We start from the raw sequence: 15029 nt of genomic DNA on the forward strand, positions 1-15029 counted from the left end.
GGGCGCTAGACCGCAGCCGCGCCGCCGACGATCTCGGAGATCTCCTGGGTGATCGCAGCCTGGCGCGCCTTGTTGTAGACGAGCTGCAGGTCCTTGATCATCGTGCCGGCGTTGTCGGAGGCCGACTTCATCGCGACCATCCGTGCGGCCATCTCGCAGGCCACGTTCTCGACCACCGCCTGATAGATCAGGGACTCGACATAGCGCTCGAGCAGCGTATCCATCACCGGATGCGTGTCGGGCTCGTAGATGTAATCCCAGTGGTGCTTGAGCGATTCGTCGCGGCTAGGCGCCGTCGGCAGCAACTGCGTGGCCTGGGCCTGCTGCGTCATGGTGTTGACGAACTTGTTCTCGAGCAGCACCACGCGATCGACCTTGCCGTCGCGGAAGTTGTCCAGCACGACCTTGATCGAACCGATCAGGTCATTGATGTGCGGACGGTCCCCGAGATCCTTGGACTCGGCCACGATGTTGCCGCCCAGGCGCTTGAAGAACTGCAGCGCCTTGCTCCCGATCACGCACAGATCGACCTCGACGCCCTCGTCGCGGTAGCGACGCATCTCGATCACGGCCTTCTTGAACAGGTTGGTGTTCAACCCGCCGCAAAGACCACGGTCGGTCGACACGATGATCAGCGCGACGCGCTTGACCTCGCGTTCCACCATGAACGGATGCTTGTACTCCGCATTCGCCATCGCGACGTGACCGATCACGTCGTGGATCTTCTGTGCGTAAGGCCGGGACTCCTGCATGCGGTCCTGGGCCTTGCGCATCTTGGACGCGGCGACCATTTCCATCGCCTTGGTGATCTTCTGAGTATTCTTGATACTCTTGATCTGCGTCCGGATCTCCTTAGTGCCCGCCATTGCGTGCTCCCGTTACCAGCTGTGCTTGGCCTTGAACTCTTCCAGGGCGCTTTTCAGCTTTTCCTGAATGGAGTCGTTGTAGTCGCCAGTGCTGTTGATTTCGTCCAGGAGCTCCTTCTGGGAGGAACGCGCGTAGGCGATCAGTTCCTTCTCGAAGCTCACGATCTTGTCGGCCTCGACGTCGTCGAGGAAGCCCTCGTTCGCGGCGTACAGCGAAAAGGCCATCTCGCCGATGGACATCGGCTGGTACTGACCCTGCTTCATCAGCTCGGTCACGCGCTTACCGCGATCCAGCTGCTTGCGGGTCAGTTCGTCCAGATCGGAGGCAAACTGCGAGAACGCCGCCAGCTCACGATATTGCGCCAGCGCCAGACGCACGCCGCCACCCAGCTTCTTGATGATCTTGGTCTGGGCGGCACCACCGACTCGGGACACCGACAGACCGGCGTTGATCGCCGGGCGAATACCGGAGTTGAACAGGTCGGTCTCGAGGAAGATCTGACCGTCGGTGATCGAGATCACGTTGGTCGGAACGAACGCGGAGACGTCACCCGCCTGGGTCTCGATGATCGGCAACGCGGTCAGAGAACCGGTCTTGCCCTTCACTTCACCGTTGGTCTTCTCTTCAACGTACTCGGCGTTCACACGCGAGGCACGCTCCAGCAGACGCGAATGCAGGTAGAAGACATCACCCGGGTAGGCCTCACGACCCGGCGGACGACGCAGGAGCAGGGAGACCTGACGGTAGGCCCAGGCCTGTTTGGTGAGGTCATCGTAGACGATCAGCGCGTCTTCGCCGCGATCGCGGAAGTATTCGCCCATCGCGCAGCCGGCGTACGGGGCGATGAACTGCATCGCCGCCGACTCCGACGCATTGGCGGCCACGATGATGGTGTTCTGCATCGCGCCCGCTTCTTCCAGCTTGGACACCACGGAGGCGACCGAGGAGGCCTTCTGGCCAACCGCGACGTAGACGCACTTAACGCCGGAGTCCTTCTGGTTAATGATCGCATCGATCGCGACGGCGGTCTTGCCGGTCTGGCGGTCGCCGATGATCAGCTCGCGCTGGCCGCGACCGACCGGGACCATGGCGTCGATCGCCTTGATACCGGACTGCAGCGGCTGGTCGACCGACTTCCGCTCGATAACACCGGGCGCGATCTTTTCGATCGGGCTGGTGATGTCGCTTTCGATCGGGCCCTTGCCGTCGATCGGACGACCCAGGGAATCGACTACCCGACCCAGCAGCGCCTCGCCAACCGGCACTTCGAGGATGCGGCCGGTGCACTTGACCGTCTGGCCCTCGGAGATGTGCTTGTAGTCGCCCAGGATCACGACACCCACAGAGTCGCGTTCAAGGTTAAGCGCCATACCGAAGGTGTCGCCCGGGAACTCGAGCATCTCGCCCTGCATGACGTCACCGAGACCGTGGACGCGGGCGATACCGTCGGTCACGCTGACCACGGTGCCCTCGTTGGAGGCCTCGGACGAGGCATCGAATTTCTCGATGCGCTGTTTGATCAGATCACTGATCTCGGAGGGATTCAGTTGCATGTTAAATATCCTCTTAGCGACTCAAATTGGCAGCCAGGCGGTTCAGCTGGCCTCGCACGGAGCCGTCGATTACCAGGTCGCCGGCGCGGATGATGGCCCCTCCAAGAAGGGCGCTGTCGACCGAATGCTCGAGATCGACTTCGCAGCCCAGGCCCTGGGCCAGGGCGTCGTGGATCTCTTTCTCCTGCGCCTGGGTGAGCTTGCGAAAGGCAATCACGTCGGCATGGACGCGGTGCTCGGCCGCGGCCTTCAATTCGGCAAAGGCATCGCTCACGGCGGGGAGGGCGGGCAGCCGGCCGTTTTCGGCCAGCAGGCGAACGAGGTTCCCCGCCTCGGGCCCCACCTTGTCACCGGCCACGTCGAGCACGAGCTGTGCCCGGTCCGGCCGCGGGACCCGCGGGTTGGAGAGGAGACTGTGCATCTGCGAATCGCGGGCGATCGCCGCCAGCAATTCGAGCTGCTCGGCCCAGCCGGCGAGATCCTTGGCCTCGCGGGCCCGCTCGAAAGCTGCGCGAGCGTAGGGTCGGGCGACCGAAATCAGGTCTGACATAACGTCTCCTTACAGCTTGGCCGAGAGCTTCTTGAGCAGATCGCCGTGCGCCTTGGCGTCGATTTCCTTGGCCAGGATCTGCTCGGCACCGGCAACCGCCAGCTCGGAGACCTGCTTGCGCAGCTCTTCCTTCGCGCGGTTGATCTCCTGCTCGATCTCGGCGTGCGCCGCCTGCTTGATGCGTTCGCCTTCTTCGTGGGCCGTGGACTTGCTTTCCTCAACCACGTCGTTGGCGCGCTTCTGCGCAGAGGCCACGATCTCGTTGGCCTGCTGCTTGGCCTCCTTGAGGACCTCGGTCGCACGCTCCTGGGCGAGCTCCTGCTCTTTCTCGCCACGTTCCGCGGCTGCCAGGCCGTCGGCAATTTTCTTGCGACGTTCTTCCAGGGCGGCGGACATGGGCGGCCAGACGTAGCGCATCGTGAACCACACGAAGACGCTGAACGCGAGCAGCTGGCCAATGATGGTCAGATTGATATTCATCCTGCTACCTCAGGTTGGACGAGTGGAGGGGACCTCGGGACTCGCTCAGCCTTATTAACCCAGGGCGAACAGGACGTACAGGCCGATACCCACGCCGATCATCGGCACGGCGTCGGTCAGACCCATCACGATGAAGAACTGGGTGCGCAGCATCGGGATCAGTTCCGGCTGACGCGCGGCGCCTTCCAGGAAGCGACCACCGAGGGTACCCACGCCGATGGCGGCGCCGACAGCGGCCAGACCCAGAAGCAGCGAGCCAGCCAGGACGATCAGAGCGTTAGCCATTTCCATTTTTGTATCTCCAGTCGAGTGTTGAAACAGTCAGTTGAGTAGGGAAGTCGAAATCAGTGGTCTTCGCTGTACGCCATGTCGATGTAGACGACGGTCAGCACCATGAAGATGAAGGCCTGCAGCGGCACCACGAGGATGTGGAAGATCGCCCAGCCCACGTGCAGTACACCGCCGGCCAGACCCAGGATCAGGCCCGCAGAGTACATGACACCGATCAGGATGAAGATCATCTCCGCGGCGTACAGGTTGCCGAACAGTCGCAGGGCGAGCGAGGCCGGCTTGGCCAGCAGGTTGATAAACTCCAGGACGAAGTTGATCACCCAGAAAAACGGCTTGATGTACACGATGTTGGTCTGGAACGGGATGCCCGTCAGTTCCTTGATGAAACCCACTGGGCCCTTGATCTTGAGCGAGTAGTAGATGATCAGGATGAACACACCGAGCGCCAGGCCCGCGGTCACGTTGATATCCGTAGTCGGCACGATCTTGAAGTACGGGATACCCAGAAGATAGGCGATGTGCGGGATCAGGTCGACCGGCACGAGGTCCATCAGGTTGAGCAGGAATATCCAGACGAAGATGGTCAGCGCGAGCGGCGCGACCATGTCGTTCTTGTGCTTGAACGAGCCACGGACGTTGTCGTTCACAAAGTCCATCATCATTTCGACGAAATTCTGCCAGCCGCCCGGGACGCCGGCGGTGACCTTCTTGGCCGCGGCACGGAACGTGAGGATGAACAGCAGCCCGAGTGCGATCGACCACAGCATGGAGTCGACGTGGATCGCCCAGAAGCCCATTTCGGCGGCTTCGGTGCTGGTGGTGGCGAAGCTCATCCCCTTCTCGGGGTGGAGTCCGAAGGTAAGATTCGTCAGATGGTGAGCAATGTGCTCTTCCATCGTGGGCAGTCCGCTTTCTGAAGCCATGCAGTTATCTCGTCATTGCTTGATCAGAAACCCGGTGCAGCCACCACAAGGGGGCCAAGTGCACCAGGAGGAAGATGCCGAACAACGCCAGTAAGTCCGGCTCGTCCAGGTAAGCGAACGCCACCCCGAATGCCACCGCGATGATTGCCAGTCGTCCCATCTGGGCGCCCATCATGCGGGCGGTCAGCGAGCCCACCTGATCGGAACGGTAGGCCCGAAACACAACAACCGCGGCCACGGCGTTGCCGAGCGTCGCGGTGATGCCGCCCACCGCAGCCGAGATCGCCACGATCGGGGGGAACAGGGCCAGAAGCAGGCCCGACAGTATCAGCGTTAAGGCGAGCTGCAGACCTAGCGATTGTAAGGCGTGTCTGAAGCGTCGCGGTGTCATTCAGCGGATGGGCACACCCACCCCTCTCCCAAAAAGTGCGCGTAGTATAAGAGCGCCCTTCTACTGCGTCAAACGGCGTTCGGGGCCATCGGCCAGGCCGCTCAGAGAGTTACTGGATGTGGGCGAGGATGCCATCGAGCTCGTCGAGGCTGTTGTATTCGATGACCAGACGGCCTTTGCCCTGGCGGTTGTAGCGAACCTGGACCGCGGCGCCCAGCTGGTCGGAGAGACGGCTCTCCAGTTGCCGCACCTCGGGCGAGGGTCCGGCATCCTTCTTCGGCTCCGGGGTCGCGGCGAGGATCTTCTTGACCAGCTGCTCGGTCGCGCGCACCGAGAGCCCGCGCTTGACCACGGTCGCGGCCACCCCGGGCTGGTCGTCCAGGGGCACCGCCAGCAGGCAGCGGGCGTGGCCCATCTCCAGGCGCCCCTCGTTGACGTGGTCCTTCACCGTGTCGTGGAGTTCCAGCAGGCGCAGCAGGTTGGTGACCGCAGTGCGCGAGCGGCCGACCGCGTCGGCCGCTGCCTGGTGAGTCATCTCGAATTCGCCGATCAGGCGGCGGATGGCCTGCGCCTCTTCCAGCGGGTTCAGATCCTCGCGCTGGATGTTCTCGATCAGTGCCATCGCCGCGGCGGCCTGATCGGGGATGTCGCGGACCACCGCCGGGACGGTCTCCAGGCCCGCGATCTGGGCGGCACGCCAGCGGCGCTCGCCGGCGATCAGCTCATAGCCCTCGTCCAGGCGCCGCACGACGACGGGCTGCACGATGCCCTGGGCTCGGATCGAGTCTGCCAGCTCGGCCAGCGCCGCCTCCGCCATGTGGACCCGGGGCTGATACTTGCCACGCCGGATCTGCTCGATCGGGAGCTGCTCCAAACTGTCGCTGTCGTCACCACCGGCCTGGGCGCCGGAGAGCAGGGCATCCAGGCCTCGGCCCAGTCCTCGTTTCGCCATGGTTGATCGTTCCTGCAGGCAGTCGGTAAGGGGGTAACAGGCGGCGTTCAGCGCCGCAACATCTCGCCGGCCAGGGCCAGGTACGCCACGGCCCCGCGCGAGGAGGCATCATACAACAAGGCCGGCTGGCCAAAACTGGGTGCCTCGGCCAGGCGGATGTTGCGCGGGATCACGGTTCGGAACACGCGATCGCCGAAGTGGCCGGTGAGCTGTGCCGAGACATCCCCGGAAAGACGATTGCGTGGATCGAACATCGTGCGCAGCAGGCCCGAGATACGCAGCTTGGGGTTGGGACCGCGCTGGATGCTCTCGATGGTGCGCATCAGGGCGGTCAACCCCTCCAGTGCGTAGTACTCGCACTGCATCGGGATCACCACACCATCGGCCGCGACCAGGCCGTTGACGGTCAAAAGGTTCAGCGACGGCGGGCAATCGACCAGGATGTGGTCGTAGTTTGCCCGGGCCGGTGCCAGCGCCTCCTGCAACCGGTATTCACGGCGCTCGGCCTCCATCAGCCGCACCTCGGCCACGGTCAGGTCGCCGTTGGCCGGGACCAGGTCATAGCCGGCCTCCACTCGGTGGGCGGCCTCGGCCACCGTGGCCTGGCCCAGCAGGACCTCGCAGGAGGTTGGGTCATCGGCGTGCTTGTCGACGCCCGAACCGGTGGTCGCGTTGCCCTGCGGGTCCATGTCCACCACCAGCACGCGCTTGCCCAGGCGGGCGAGCGAGGCGGCAAGGTTCACGCAGGTAGTGGTCTTGCCCACTCCGCCCTTCTGATTGGTGATGGCCAGCGTATCGGTCACGGGTCGGCTCTCTCGATAATGGCGATGTGCCGCTCGGCGGTCTCGCCGGGAATGGTAACCGGGTCCACGCTTCGGTACGACCACGGGGCCGGGAGCGGTTCGGCGACGACCGAGCGCTGACCCAGCATGGCCAGCACGCGGCCCCCCTCGGCCACCTGTGGCGCGACCCGCGAGACCATGTCGGCCGGGGCCTTGAACGCCCGCGCCAGCACCGTGGTATAGGGCGCGGAGGGCTGGAAATCCTCGATCCGTACATGCACGGCCTCGACCCCGGACAGCCGGGCGAGTCCGATCACGTTCCGCAGGAAGCGGATGCGCTTGGCCGCGCTGTCGAGCAGGCAGAATTCGCGTTCGCGCTCGGTGGCCGCGAGCACGAAACCAGGCAGCCCGGCGCCGGTCCCGACATCCAGCACCCGGTCCCCGTGAAGATACGGGCGCAACGTCAGGCTGTCGAGGATATGCCGGCGAATCCACTGCGCGGGGTCACGCACCGCGGTCAGGTTGTGCACGCGGTTCCAGCGCCCGAGCTGTTCCAAATAAATCGCCAGGGCCTCGATGGCCGGTGGGTCCAGCGCCCAGTCCCCGGCCACGGCGGCCAGGGCCGCGCGCCAGTCGTTACTCGCCACTGGCGCGCTGCTTCAGGTGCACGGCCAACGCCGACAGCGCGGCCGGGGTCACGCCCGGGATGCGCTGCGCCTGGGCCAGGGTATGGGGGCGGAATTCCGCCAGCTTCTGCCGGATCTCGTTCGACAGCCCGTGGACCCGGGCATAGTCGAGGCTGTCCGGGAGGGCGGTCTGCTCGGCCTTCGCCTGGCGGTCGATCTCGGCCTGCTGACGCTCGATGTAGCCGGCGTACTTGGCCTGGATCTCCGCCTGCTCGCGCACGTCGGGCGTGCAGCCGACATCCAGGTCGGGCAGCGCATGCATCAAGCCATCGTAATCGGCCTCGGGGCGGCGCAGCAGGTCGAGCAGCGTGGCATCCGGATCCGGCGCCTTGCCCAGCAAGTCGATCAGGGCCGGGCGGGTTCGCTGGTCGCGGTCCGGGCGGGTTTGTCCGAGTCGGGTCATCTCGGTCTCGATGGCCGCGGCACGGGTCTCGAAGCGCGTCCAGCGGGCGTCGTCGACCAGCCCGTACTCGCGCCCGACCGGGGTCAGGCGCAGATCGGCATTGTCCTCGCGCAGCAACAGCCGGTACTCGGCGCGCGAGGTGAACATGCGGTAGGGCTCCTGGGTGCCGCGGGTCACCAGGTCGTCGATCAGCACACCGATGTAGGCCTCGGAGCGCTGCGGGATCCACGGCGCGGCGTCCTGCACCAGCCGCGCGGCATTGAGCCCGGCGACCAGACCCTGGGCAGCGGCCTCCTCGTAGCCGGTGGTGCCGTTGATCTGGCCGGCAAAGAACAGGTTTCCGAGCTCGCGCGTGGCCAGCGTCGGGCGCAGGCCGCGGGGATCGAAGTAGTCGTATTCGATCGCGTAGCCGGGGCGTGTGATGCGCGCGTTCTCGAAGCCGGCAATGCTCTGCACCAGGGGGACCTGGATCGCATACGGCAACGAGGTGGAGATCCCGTTGGGGTACAGCTCGTGGGTGGTGAGGCCTTCCGGCTCGACAAAGACCTGGTGACTGGTCTTGTCGGCAAAGCGCACCACCTTGTCCTCGATCGAGGGGCAATAGCGCGGGCCAGTGCTGTCGATCTGGCCGGAGTACATCGGCGCCTGGTCGAGGTTCGCCCGGATCAGGTCGTGGGTCTTCTCGCTGGTGCGCGCGATATGGCAGGGGCGCTGGGCCGGGTGGTCGTCGGTCGAGCCGATGAAGGAAAAGACCGGGCGCGGGTCATCGCCCGGCTGCGGCTCGAGCCGCGAGAAATCCACGCTGCGCCCGTCGATGCGCGGCGGCGTGCCGGTCTTGAGCCGCCCGACGGCAAAGGCCATCTCGCGCAGGCGCGCCGCCAGGCGGGTGCTCGGCGGATCGCCCGCGCGCCCGCCGGGCTGCTGGGTGAGCCCGGTGTGCATCTGGCCATTGAGGAAGGTACCCACGGTCAGCACCACGGCGCGGGCGTCGAATGCAATGCCGCCCTCGGTGACCACGCCGGTGACCCGGTCGCCGTCCAGGGTGATATCGGCCACCGGCTGCTGAAAGATCTGCAGGTTCGGCTCGGCCTCGACGAACTGGCGGATGGCCTGGCGGTAGAGCTGCCGGTCCGACTGGGCGCGGGTCGCGCGCACGGCCGGGCCCTTGCGTCGATTGAGGATGCGGAAATGGATGCCGGCGGCGTCCGCTGCGCGGCCCATGACGCCCCCCAGGGCATCGATCTCCTTGACCAGGTGGCCCTTGCCGATCCCGCCGATGGCCGGGTTGCAGCTCATCTGGCCGATGGTCTCGATGTTGTGGGTCAGCAGCAGTGTGCGCGCACCGCCGCGCGCCGCGGCCAAGGCAGCCTCGGTGCCGGCGTGCCCGCCGCCAATCACGATGACATCAAAGGAGTTCGCCATGGTCCTGCTATCCCGGCCGACGGTCCGGCCTGTGAGTGCAATTCGCGCCGCTTATGGTCCGGGCACGAAAATCGGAATTCTAGCAGGGAGTTACGCGAGCGCGAAGCGGCCCCCGGGCCAAATGGTTTTCCGGGCGTGCCGCGGCGGCCTGTTCGCCTGGTTCGTTGCGCCGCGGCGGCTTCGGCCGTGATGGGCAGCAGAGGCCGCATCCAGCGCCCCCCGTCATTGCGAGCAAAGCGAAGCAATCTCCGGAAGCTGGCATGACGTCGGGCCGCGAAATCCGGTGGTCGCGGCGGGCGATTGCCGCGACCCCTTTCGGGGCCTCGCAATGACGGGGACTACTTGCCGATGCAGAAGCCGGCGAAGATCTCGCCCAGCAGGGCCTCGTGGTCCTGGCGACCGAGGAGCGCGTCCAGGGCGCGCTCGGCCAGACGCAGCTCTTCGGCGATCAGGTCCGGGGGCGCGGCGGCGTCGATCGCGGCGAGATGCGTGGCCGTCGTACGCAGGCCGTCCAGATGGCGCGCGCGCACGCTGAAGCGTTGCTGGCCACCCTCGCTCACGCCCAGGCGCTCGACGATCGCCTGTTTGAGCGCGTCGACCCCTGCCCCGGTCCGTGCAGAGATCCTGAGCCCGTGGTCCGCTCGGGTGGAGTCGGCGGCGCAGTCCATCTTGTTCCAGACGGTCAGTCGCGGGATTTCCGCCGGGGCCGCCAAGTCGGGGGCCGCATCCGGACGCGTGAGATCGCGCAGCGCCAGGATCAAGTCAGCCCCGGTGGCCGCCTCCCGCGCCCGCTCCATGCCGATCTTCTCCACCGGATCCTCACTCGCGTGCAGCCCGGCGGTGTCGATCAGTTCGACCGGTATCCCGTGGATCGCAATCGGCGAACGCAGGACGTCGCGAGTGGTCCCGGGGCGATCGGTGACAATCGCGACCTCGCTCTCGGCCAAACGGTTCATCAAGCTGGACTTGCCGACATTCGGGGCGCCGACCAGGGCCAGGCGCAAGCCCTGGGCAAAGTAACGCGCCGGACGCAGTCGTTCGAGGAGTTCGCGGATGGTCGTGTGGAGGGTGTCGGCACGGCGTGCGATATCGGCGGCAGCCTCCGACTCGAGATCGGTCTCGCCGAAGTCGATCTCCGCCTCGATGACCACACGCAGGTCGCGGATGGCGCGCGAGACCGGTTCGAGTTCGGTCGCCAGGGCGCCGTCCAGGCTGGATCGCGCAAGCCTGGCGGCCTGCTCGGTCTGGGCGTGGATCAGATCGGCCACCGCCTCCGCCTGCGCCAGGTCGAGTCGGCCGTTGAGGAAGGCCTGCTCGGTGAACTCCCCCGGTCGGGCACGACGCGCGCCGAGATCCACCGCGGCGGCGACGATCGCCTCCAGCAAGACCGGGCTGCCGTGGCCCTGCAGCTCGATCACGTCCTCACCGGTGTAGGAGTGCGGGCCCGGGAAGGACAGGATCAGACCGTCGTCCAGCGGCTCGCCAGTCGCCGGATCAATGAAGCTGCCGTAGTGGGCGTGGCGTGGAAGGAGCTGCGCGCGTCGGGTCAGGCGCTGGGCGATGGGCAGGGCCTGCGGACCCGACAGACGGACCACACCGATACCGCCCACCCCCGGCGGGGTGGCGACCGCGACGATGGTGTCCGTCACGGTCACGGAGCGTCAGCTCTTCTGCTTGTCCGGGTCCTCGCCGCTCTCGATCTTGCGCGTGATGTACCACTGCTGGGCGATGGAGAACAGGTTGTTGGTGAACCAGTACAGCACCAGACCCGCCGGGAAGAAGGCGAAGAACACGGTGAACACGAACGGCAGCGCCATGAAGATCTTCTGCTGCACCGGGTCCATCGGCGGCGGGTTCAGCTTGTACTGCACGAACATCGACACGCCCATCAGGATCGGCAGAATGAAGTACGGATCGCGCGAGGACAGATCCTGCACCCACAGCCACCAGGGCGCCTGGCGCAGTTCGACACTCTCCAGCAGCACCCAGTACAGGGCGATGAACACCGGGATTTGCACCAGGATCGGGAGACAGCCACCCAGCGGGTTGATCTTCTCCTTCTTGTACAGGTCCATCAGCGCCTGGTTCATGCGCTGCTTGTCGTCCTTGTAGCGTTCCTTCAGTGCCTGCAGCTTGGGCGCGACCTTGCGCATGCGCGCCATGGAACGGTAGCTGGTGGCGGAGAGCTTGAAGAAGGCCAGCTTGATCAGGATGGTCAGGATGACGATCGACCAACCCCAATTGCCCACGAAGGCGTGGATCTTGTCCAGCAGCCAGAACAACGGCTTGGACAGGAACGTGAAGATCCCGTAGTCGGCCGTAAGCTCCAGGCCCTGGGCGATCTCGGAGAGCTCTGCCTGGAGCTTGGGTCCGACCCACAAGCGGGTGGAGAACTCGCCGCTGCTCCCCGCTGCGATCTGGCGCGATTCGGAGTGCAGGCCAATCAGATACTCGTCACCCAGATCGCTGGGCACGGCACGGGCGTACAGCGCATTGACCTCGTCCTCACCCGGGACCCAGGTGGAAACGAAGTAGTGCTGAATCATCGCGATCCAGCCGCCCTGGATGCGTGCCTGAATGGGGTCGTCGCGGAACGATTCGAAGCTTTCGCGTTGGTAGCTGCCATCGAAATAGGCCGCTCCGGTAAAGGTGTACAGCCACCAGGACTCCCGATCCGGCGTCGGCCCGTGGCGGAGCTGTCGGTACTGGCGACCGCTCCAGGTGGAATCGGACCGGTTGTGGACCTCGTAGTCCAGCTCGATCAGATGCGAGCCACGGGTAAAGGTGTAGGTCTTGGTGACCTCGATTTCGCCATCGTCGGAGACCCAGCGCAGCGGGACCTCGAGCTGTTCCTGCCCGTCGGCGAGCTCGAAGCGGTCCTGGTCGACCTGGAAATTGGCGTGGTGCGACGGTGCGCGCCCCTCCATCGACTGGTCGTTCACCCGGTCGTGGGTCAGACCACTCTGGGCGACATAGCCGCGCACGCGATGGTCGAACAGGCGGACCGGCACCAGCGGATCGTCCTGCAGGTCCCGTGGATACTGCAGCAGGTCGGCGCGCAGCAGCGTGCCCCCGCGGGTGTCAATCAGGATCTCGTGGGTATCGGTACGCACGGTGATCTGCTGACGGTCCGGCTCCTGCAGGGTGCTCACTTGCGGGGCGTCTGCCGCCCGCGTGTCCGGTTCCGACTCGAATTGCGGCGCATCCGGCACGTCCTCCGGACGGGCATCGGGGTCCTCCGCGGCGCGCTCGGCGGCGGTGTCCGGCTGGGATGTGCTGCCGTAATCCTGGTTCCAGGCCTGCCACATCAGGAACAGGACAAAGGCCAGGGTCAGCCACAAAAGGGGGCGAAGGTTATCCATGAGCGCGACTACTTTGAGGGTCGAGTGCTGGGAGTATCGGAACGCGGGTGCGGGACCGGGTCATAGCCACCGGGCGACCAGGGATGGCAGCGCAGGATGCGGCGCAAACCGAGCCAAAAGCCCCGCAGGACCCCGTGAGTCTCGACCGCCTCGACGGTATAGGCCGAGCACGTCGGGTAATGCCGACAATGGGGCGCCATGAACGGCGAGATGCCGTACTGGTAGGCCCGGACGGGCAACAGGGCAATCTTGCGTGGCAGAGTCATTGCAGACGTTCCAGCAGGCTGTCGATCTCGGCGCGCAGGGCGCGGCGGTCCATGGTCGCCGCGCCGCCTCGGGCCAGCACGATCATGTCGACCGGTGGCAGGTGGGCCCGCCGCCGGCGGAAGGCCTCGCGCACGATGCGCTTGATCCGGTTGCGGTCCGATGCCTGGCGGACATGCCGCTTGCCAATCGCAAGGCCCAGGCGTGCCTCGCCAGATTCCGAATGGCGATAGAGCAGGGTCAGATCGCGACCGCGCTGGCGCCGGGCGTCCTTGAAGACGCGCTGATAATCCGCACCGGTCAACAGACGGACGCGGCGCGGAAAGGTCTCGCTAGCTGGCGCCGCGGTCACGGGAGCCGGCGCGCCGCCCGGACTACGGGCAAAGGCGCTTGCGGCCCTTGGCGCGACGGGCGTTCAGGACCTTGCGACCACCACGGGTGGCCATGCGGGCCCGGAAGCCATGCGTGCGGGCGCGAACGAGCCGGCTGGGTTGAAAAGTGCGCTTCATGAGAGTTCCCGTGACGCTTGGTTAAAGGGCGGTGAAAACTAGCGCCATCCGGACGCAAAGTCAATCTCGAGGGTCGGCAAGTCGCTGGCACCGGGTACCCCCATCGGCGTAGACTCGGTGGCTTCCAATTCCCCCGTCGCCCCGGAGACGAACGCGTGTCAGCCAATGCCCTGTGGACAGCCTGTCTGGATCGCCTGCAGGGGAAGGTCAGCGAACAGCAACTCAACACCTGGCTGCGGCCGCTTCATGCCGAAGAGTCCGAAGGCGGGCTGCGACTGCTCGCGCCGAACCAGTTTGTGTTCGAGCACGTGCGCGATCACCTGCTGGAATCGATCGAGCAGACCGTGGGCGAGCTGCAGCCGGTGGGCGAGCAGGACGGGCGCCGCGTGCGACTCGGGATTGGCGGTGCGCAGATTCCGGTCCCGCCGACCCCCAGTGGTCGCGAGTCCCGCCACGAACGCGGTGCTGCAGACAAGAGCGCCAGCACTGCGCCACGCCCCCAAGGGCCCGTGAGTAACCTGAACCCGGCCTTCACCTTCGACAGCTTCGTCGAGGGCAAGTCGAACCAGCTCGCGCGCGCAGCCAGCCTCCAGGTCGCGGAAAACCCCGGGGTGGCCTACAACCCGTTGTTCATCTATGGCGGGGTCGGGCTCGGCAAGACCCACTTGATGCATGCCATCGGGCACAGCATCCTGGCCCGGCACCCCGAAGGGCGGATCATCTATCTGCACTCCGAGCGCTTCGTGGCGGACATGATCAAGGCGCTGCAGCACAACGCGATCGACGAGTTCAAGCAGCACTACCGCTCCGCCGACGCACTGCTGATCGACGACATTCAGTTCTTTGCCGGCAAGGAGCGTTCCCAGGAGGAGTTCTTCCACACCTTCAACGCGCTGCTGGAGGGCCAGCAGCAGATCATCCTGACCTCGGATCGCTACCCGAAAGAGGTCGAGGGGCTGGAGGAACGCCTGAAGTCACGCTTCGGCTGGGGGCTGACGATCGCGATCGAGCCGCCAGAACTGGAGACCCGGGTGGCCATCCTCCAGCGCAAGGCGGAGCAGGCGGGGATCGAGCTCCCGTCCGAGGTCGCATTCTTCATGGGCAAGCGGATCCGTTCCAACATCCGCGAACTGGAAGGCTCGCTGCGGCGGGTGATCGCCAACGCGCACTTTACCGGGAAACCGATCACCGTCGAGTTTGCCAAGGACGCTCTGCGCGACCTTCTCGCGGTACAGAACAAACTGATTACACTGGAGAATATCCAGAAGACGGTCGCGGACTACTATCGCGTGAAGGTGGCCGATCTGCTGTCGAGCCGGCGCAGCCGATCGATTGCCCGTCCGCGGCAGATCGCGATGGCCCTGGCAAAGGAACTGACCCAGCACAGCCTACCGGAGATCGGACAGGCCTTCGGCGGTCGCGATCACACCACGGTAATCCATGCCTGCCGGAAGGTCGCCGAACTCCGCGAGGCGGACGCCAGCCTGGACGAGGACTACTCGAATCTTCTGCGGACTCTCAGTAGCTGAAGTGGCTGTCCAATGGTCGGCAAAGCTGTGGATAAGCTGGGTGCAACTGCGGTATGGAAAGGTGG

17 protein-coding genes are annotated in these 15029 nt (G+C 65.5%); 1 reads left to right on the forward strand and 16 read right to left on the reverse strand.

What is annotated here, in order from left to right; genetic code table 11:
* Nucleotides 1–5: 5 nt before the first annotated feature.
* The 16 genes from atpG to rpmH form a co-directional block, all read right to left on the reverse strand.
* The gene (atpG, locus tag F622_RS0106535; RefSeq protein ID WP_018168789.1) at nucleotides 6–866 is read right to left on the reverse strand and encodes a F0F1 ATP synthase subunit gamma; all 861 of its coding nucleotides are present in this window, start codon (nucleotides 864–866) and stop codon (nucleotides 6–8) included.
* Between the two features lie 12 nt (nucleotides 867–878).
* On the reverse strand, nucleotides 879–2420 hold the full coding sequence (atpA, locus tag F622_RS0106540) for a F0F1 ATP synthase subunit alpha (protein WP_018168790.1): 1542 nt from the start codon (nucleotides 2418–2420) through the stop codon (nucleotides 879–881).
* Between the two features lie 13 nt (nucleotides 2421–2433).
* A complete protein-coding gene (locus F622_RS0106545; RefSeq protein ID WP_018144952.1) occupies nucleotides 2434–2970 on the reverse strand; it encodes a F0F1 ATP synthase subunit delta in 537 nt (178 codons plus the stop codon).
* Between the two features lie 9 nt (nucleotides 2971–2979).
* The gene (locus F622_RS0106550; RefSeq protein WP_018144953.1) at nucleotides 2980–3450 is read right to left on the reverse strand and encodes a F0F1 ATP synthase subunit B; all 471 of its coding nucleotides are present in this window, start codon (nucleotides 3448–3450) and stop codon (nucleotides 2980–2982) included.
* Nucleotides 3451–3504: 54 nt separating this feature from the next.
* The gene (gene atpE / locus F622_RS0106555) at nucleotides 3505–3741 is read right to left on the reverse strand and encodes a F0F1 ATP synthase subunit C (RefSeq protein ID WP_012983953.1); all 237 of its coding nucleotides are present in this window, start codon (nucleotides 3739–3741) and stop codon (nucleotides 3505–3507) included.
* A 53-nt stretch (nucleotides 3742–3794) separates the two neighbouring features.
* Nucleotides 3795–4637: a F0F1 ATP synthase subunit A gene (gene atpB / locus F622_RS0106560; protein ID WP_026287973.1), complete on the reverse strand. Its 843-nt coding sequence runs from the start codon at nucleotides 4635–4637 to the stop codon at nucleotides 3795–3797.
* A 31-nt stretch (nucleotides 4638–4668) separates the two neighbouring features.
* Nucleotides 4669–5055 carry an ATP synthase subunit I gene (locus F622_RS0106565; protein ID WP_018144955.1) on the reverse strand — a complete coding sequence of 129 codons (387 nt, stop codon included), beginning with the start codon at nucleotides 5053–5055 and terminating at the stop codon, nucleotides 4669–4671.
* Nucleotides 5056–5164: 109 nt separating this feature from the next.
* Nucleotides 5165–6007: a ParB/RepB/Spo0J family partition protein gene (locus F622_RS0106570; protein ID WP_018168792.1), complete on the reverse strand. Its 843-nt coding sequence runs from the start codon at nucleotides 6005–6007 to the stop codon at nucleotides 5165–5167.
* Between the two features lie 47 nt (nucleotides 6008–6054).
* Nucleotides 6055–6810 (reverse strand): ParA family protein, encoded by a 756-nt coding sequence (locus F622_RS0106575; RefSeq protein WP_018168793.1) that lies wholly within the window; start codon nucleotides 6808–6810, stop codon nucleotides 6055–6057.
* Nucleotides 6807–7436: a 16S rRNA (guanine(527)-N(7))-methyltransferase RsmG gene (gene rsmG, locus F622_RS0106580; RefSeq protein ID WP_018168794.1), complete on the reverse strand. Its 630-nt coding sequence runs from the start codon at nucleotides 7434–7436 to the stop codon at nucleotides 6807–6809. Before rsmG ends, F622_RS0106575 begins: the two co-directional genes overlap by 4 nt.
* A complete protein-coding gene (mnmG, locus tag F622_RS0106585) occupies nucleotides 7426–9300 on the reverse strand; it encodes a tRNA uridine-5-carboxymethylaminomethyl(34) synthesis enzyme MnmG (RefSeq protein WP_018168795.1) in 1875 nt (624 codons plus the stop codon). Before mnmG ends, rsmG begins: the two co-directional genes overlap by 11 nt.
* Nucleotides 9301–9638: 338 nt before the next feature.
* Nucleotides 9639–10955: a tRNA uridine-5-carboxymethylaminomethyl(34) synthesis GTPase MnmE gene (gene mnmE / locus F622_RS0106590; RefSeq protein ID WP_019571547.1), complete on the reverse strand. Its 1317-nt coding sequence runs from the start codon at nucleotides 10953–10955 to the stop codon at nucleotides 9639–9641.
* A 6-nt stretch (nucleotides 10956–10961) separates the two neighbouring features.
* A complete protein-coding gene (yidC, locus tag F622_RS0106595; RefSeq protein WP_038084433.1) occupies nucleotides 10962–12662 on the reverse strand; it encodes a membrane protein insertase YidC in 1701 nt (566 codons plus the stop codon).
* An 8-nt stretch (nucleotides 12663–12670) separates the two neighbouring features.
* A complete protein-coding gene (gene yidD, locus F622_RS13785; RefSeq protein ID WP_047251849.1) occupies nucleotides 12671–12928 on the reverse strand; it encodes a membrane protein insertion efficiency factor YidD in 258 nt (85 codons plus the stop codon).
* On the reverse strand, nucleotides 12925–13278 hold the full coding sequence (rnpA, locus tag F622_RS0106600; protein ID WP_038084435.1) for a ribonuclease P protein component: 354 nt from the start codon (nucleotides 13276–13278) through the stop codon (nucleotides 12925–12927). Before rnpA ends, yidD begins: the two co-directional genes overlap by 4 nt.
* Nucleotides 13279–13300: 22 nt before the next feature.
* On the reverse strand, nucleotides 13301–13435 hold the full coding sequence (gene rpmH, locus F622_RS13790) for a 50S ribosomal protein L34 (protein WP_018141118.1): 135 nt from the start codon (nucleotides 13433–13435) through the stop codon (nucleotides 13301–13303).
* Nucleotides 13436–13590: 155 nt separating this feature from the next.
* On the opposite strand from rpmH, the gene dnaA reads away from it, so the two are divergent.
* Nucleotides 13591–14964, forward strand: a complete 1374-nt coding sequence (gene dnaA / locus F622_RS0106610) for a chromosomal replication initiator protein DnaA (protein WP_018168799.1) — start codon at nucleotides 13591–13593, stop codon at nucleotides 14962–14964.
* Nucleotides 14965–15029: the final 65 nt, after the last annotated feature.

This window comes from Thioalkalivibrio sp. ALMg3, from assembly GCF_000381225.1.
GTDB classification, from domain to species: domain Bacteria; phylum Pseudomonadota; class Gammaproteobacteria; order Ectothiorhodospirales; family Ectothiorhodospiraceae; genus Thioalkalivibrio; species Thioalkalivibrio versutus.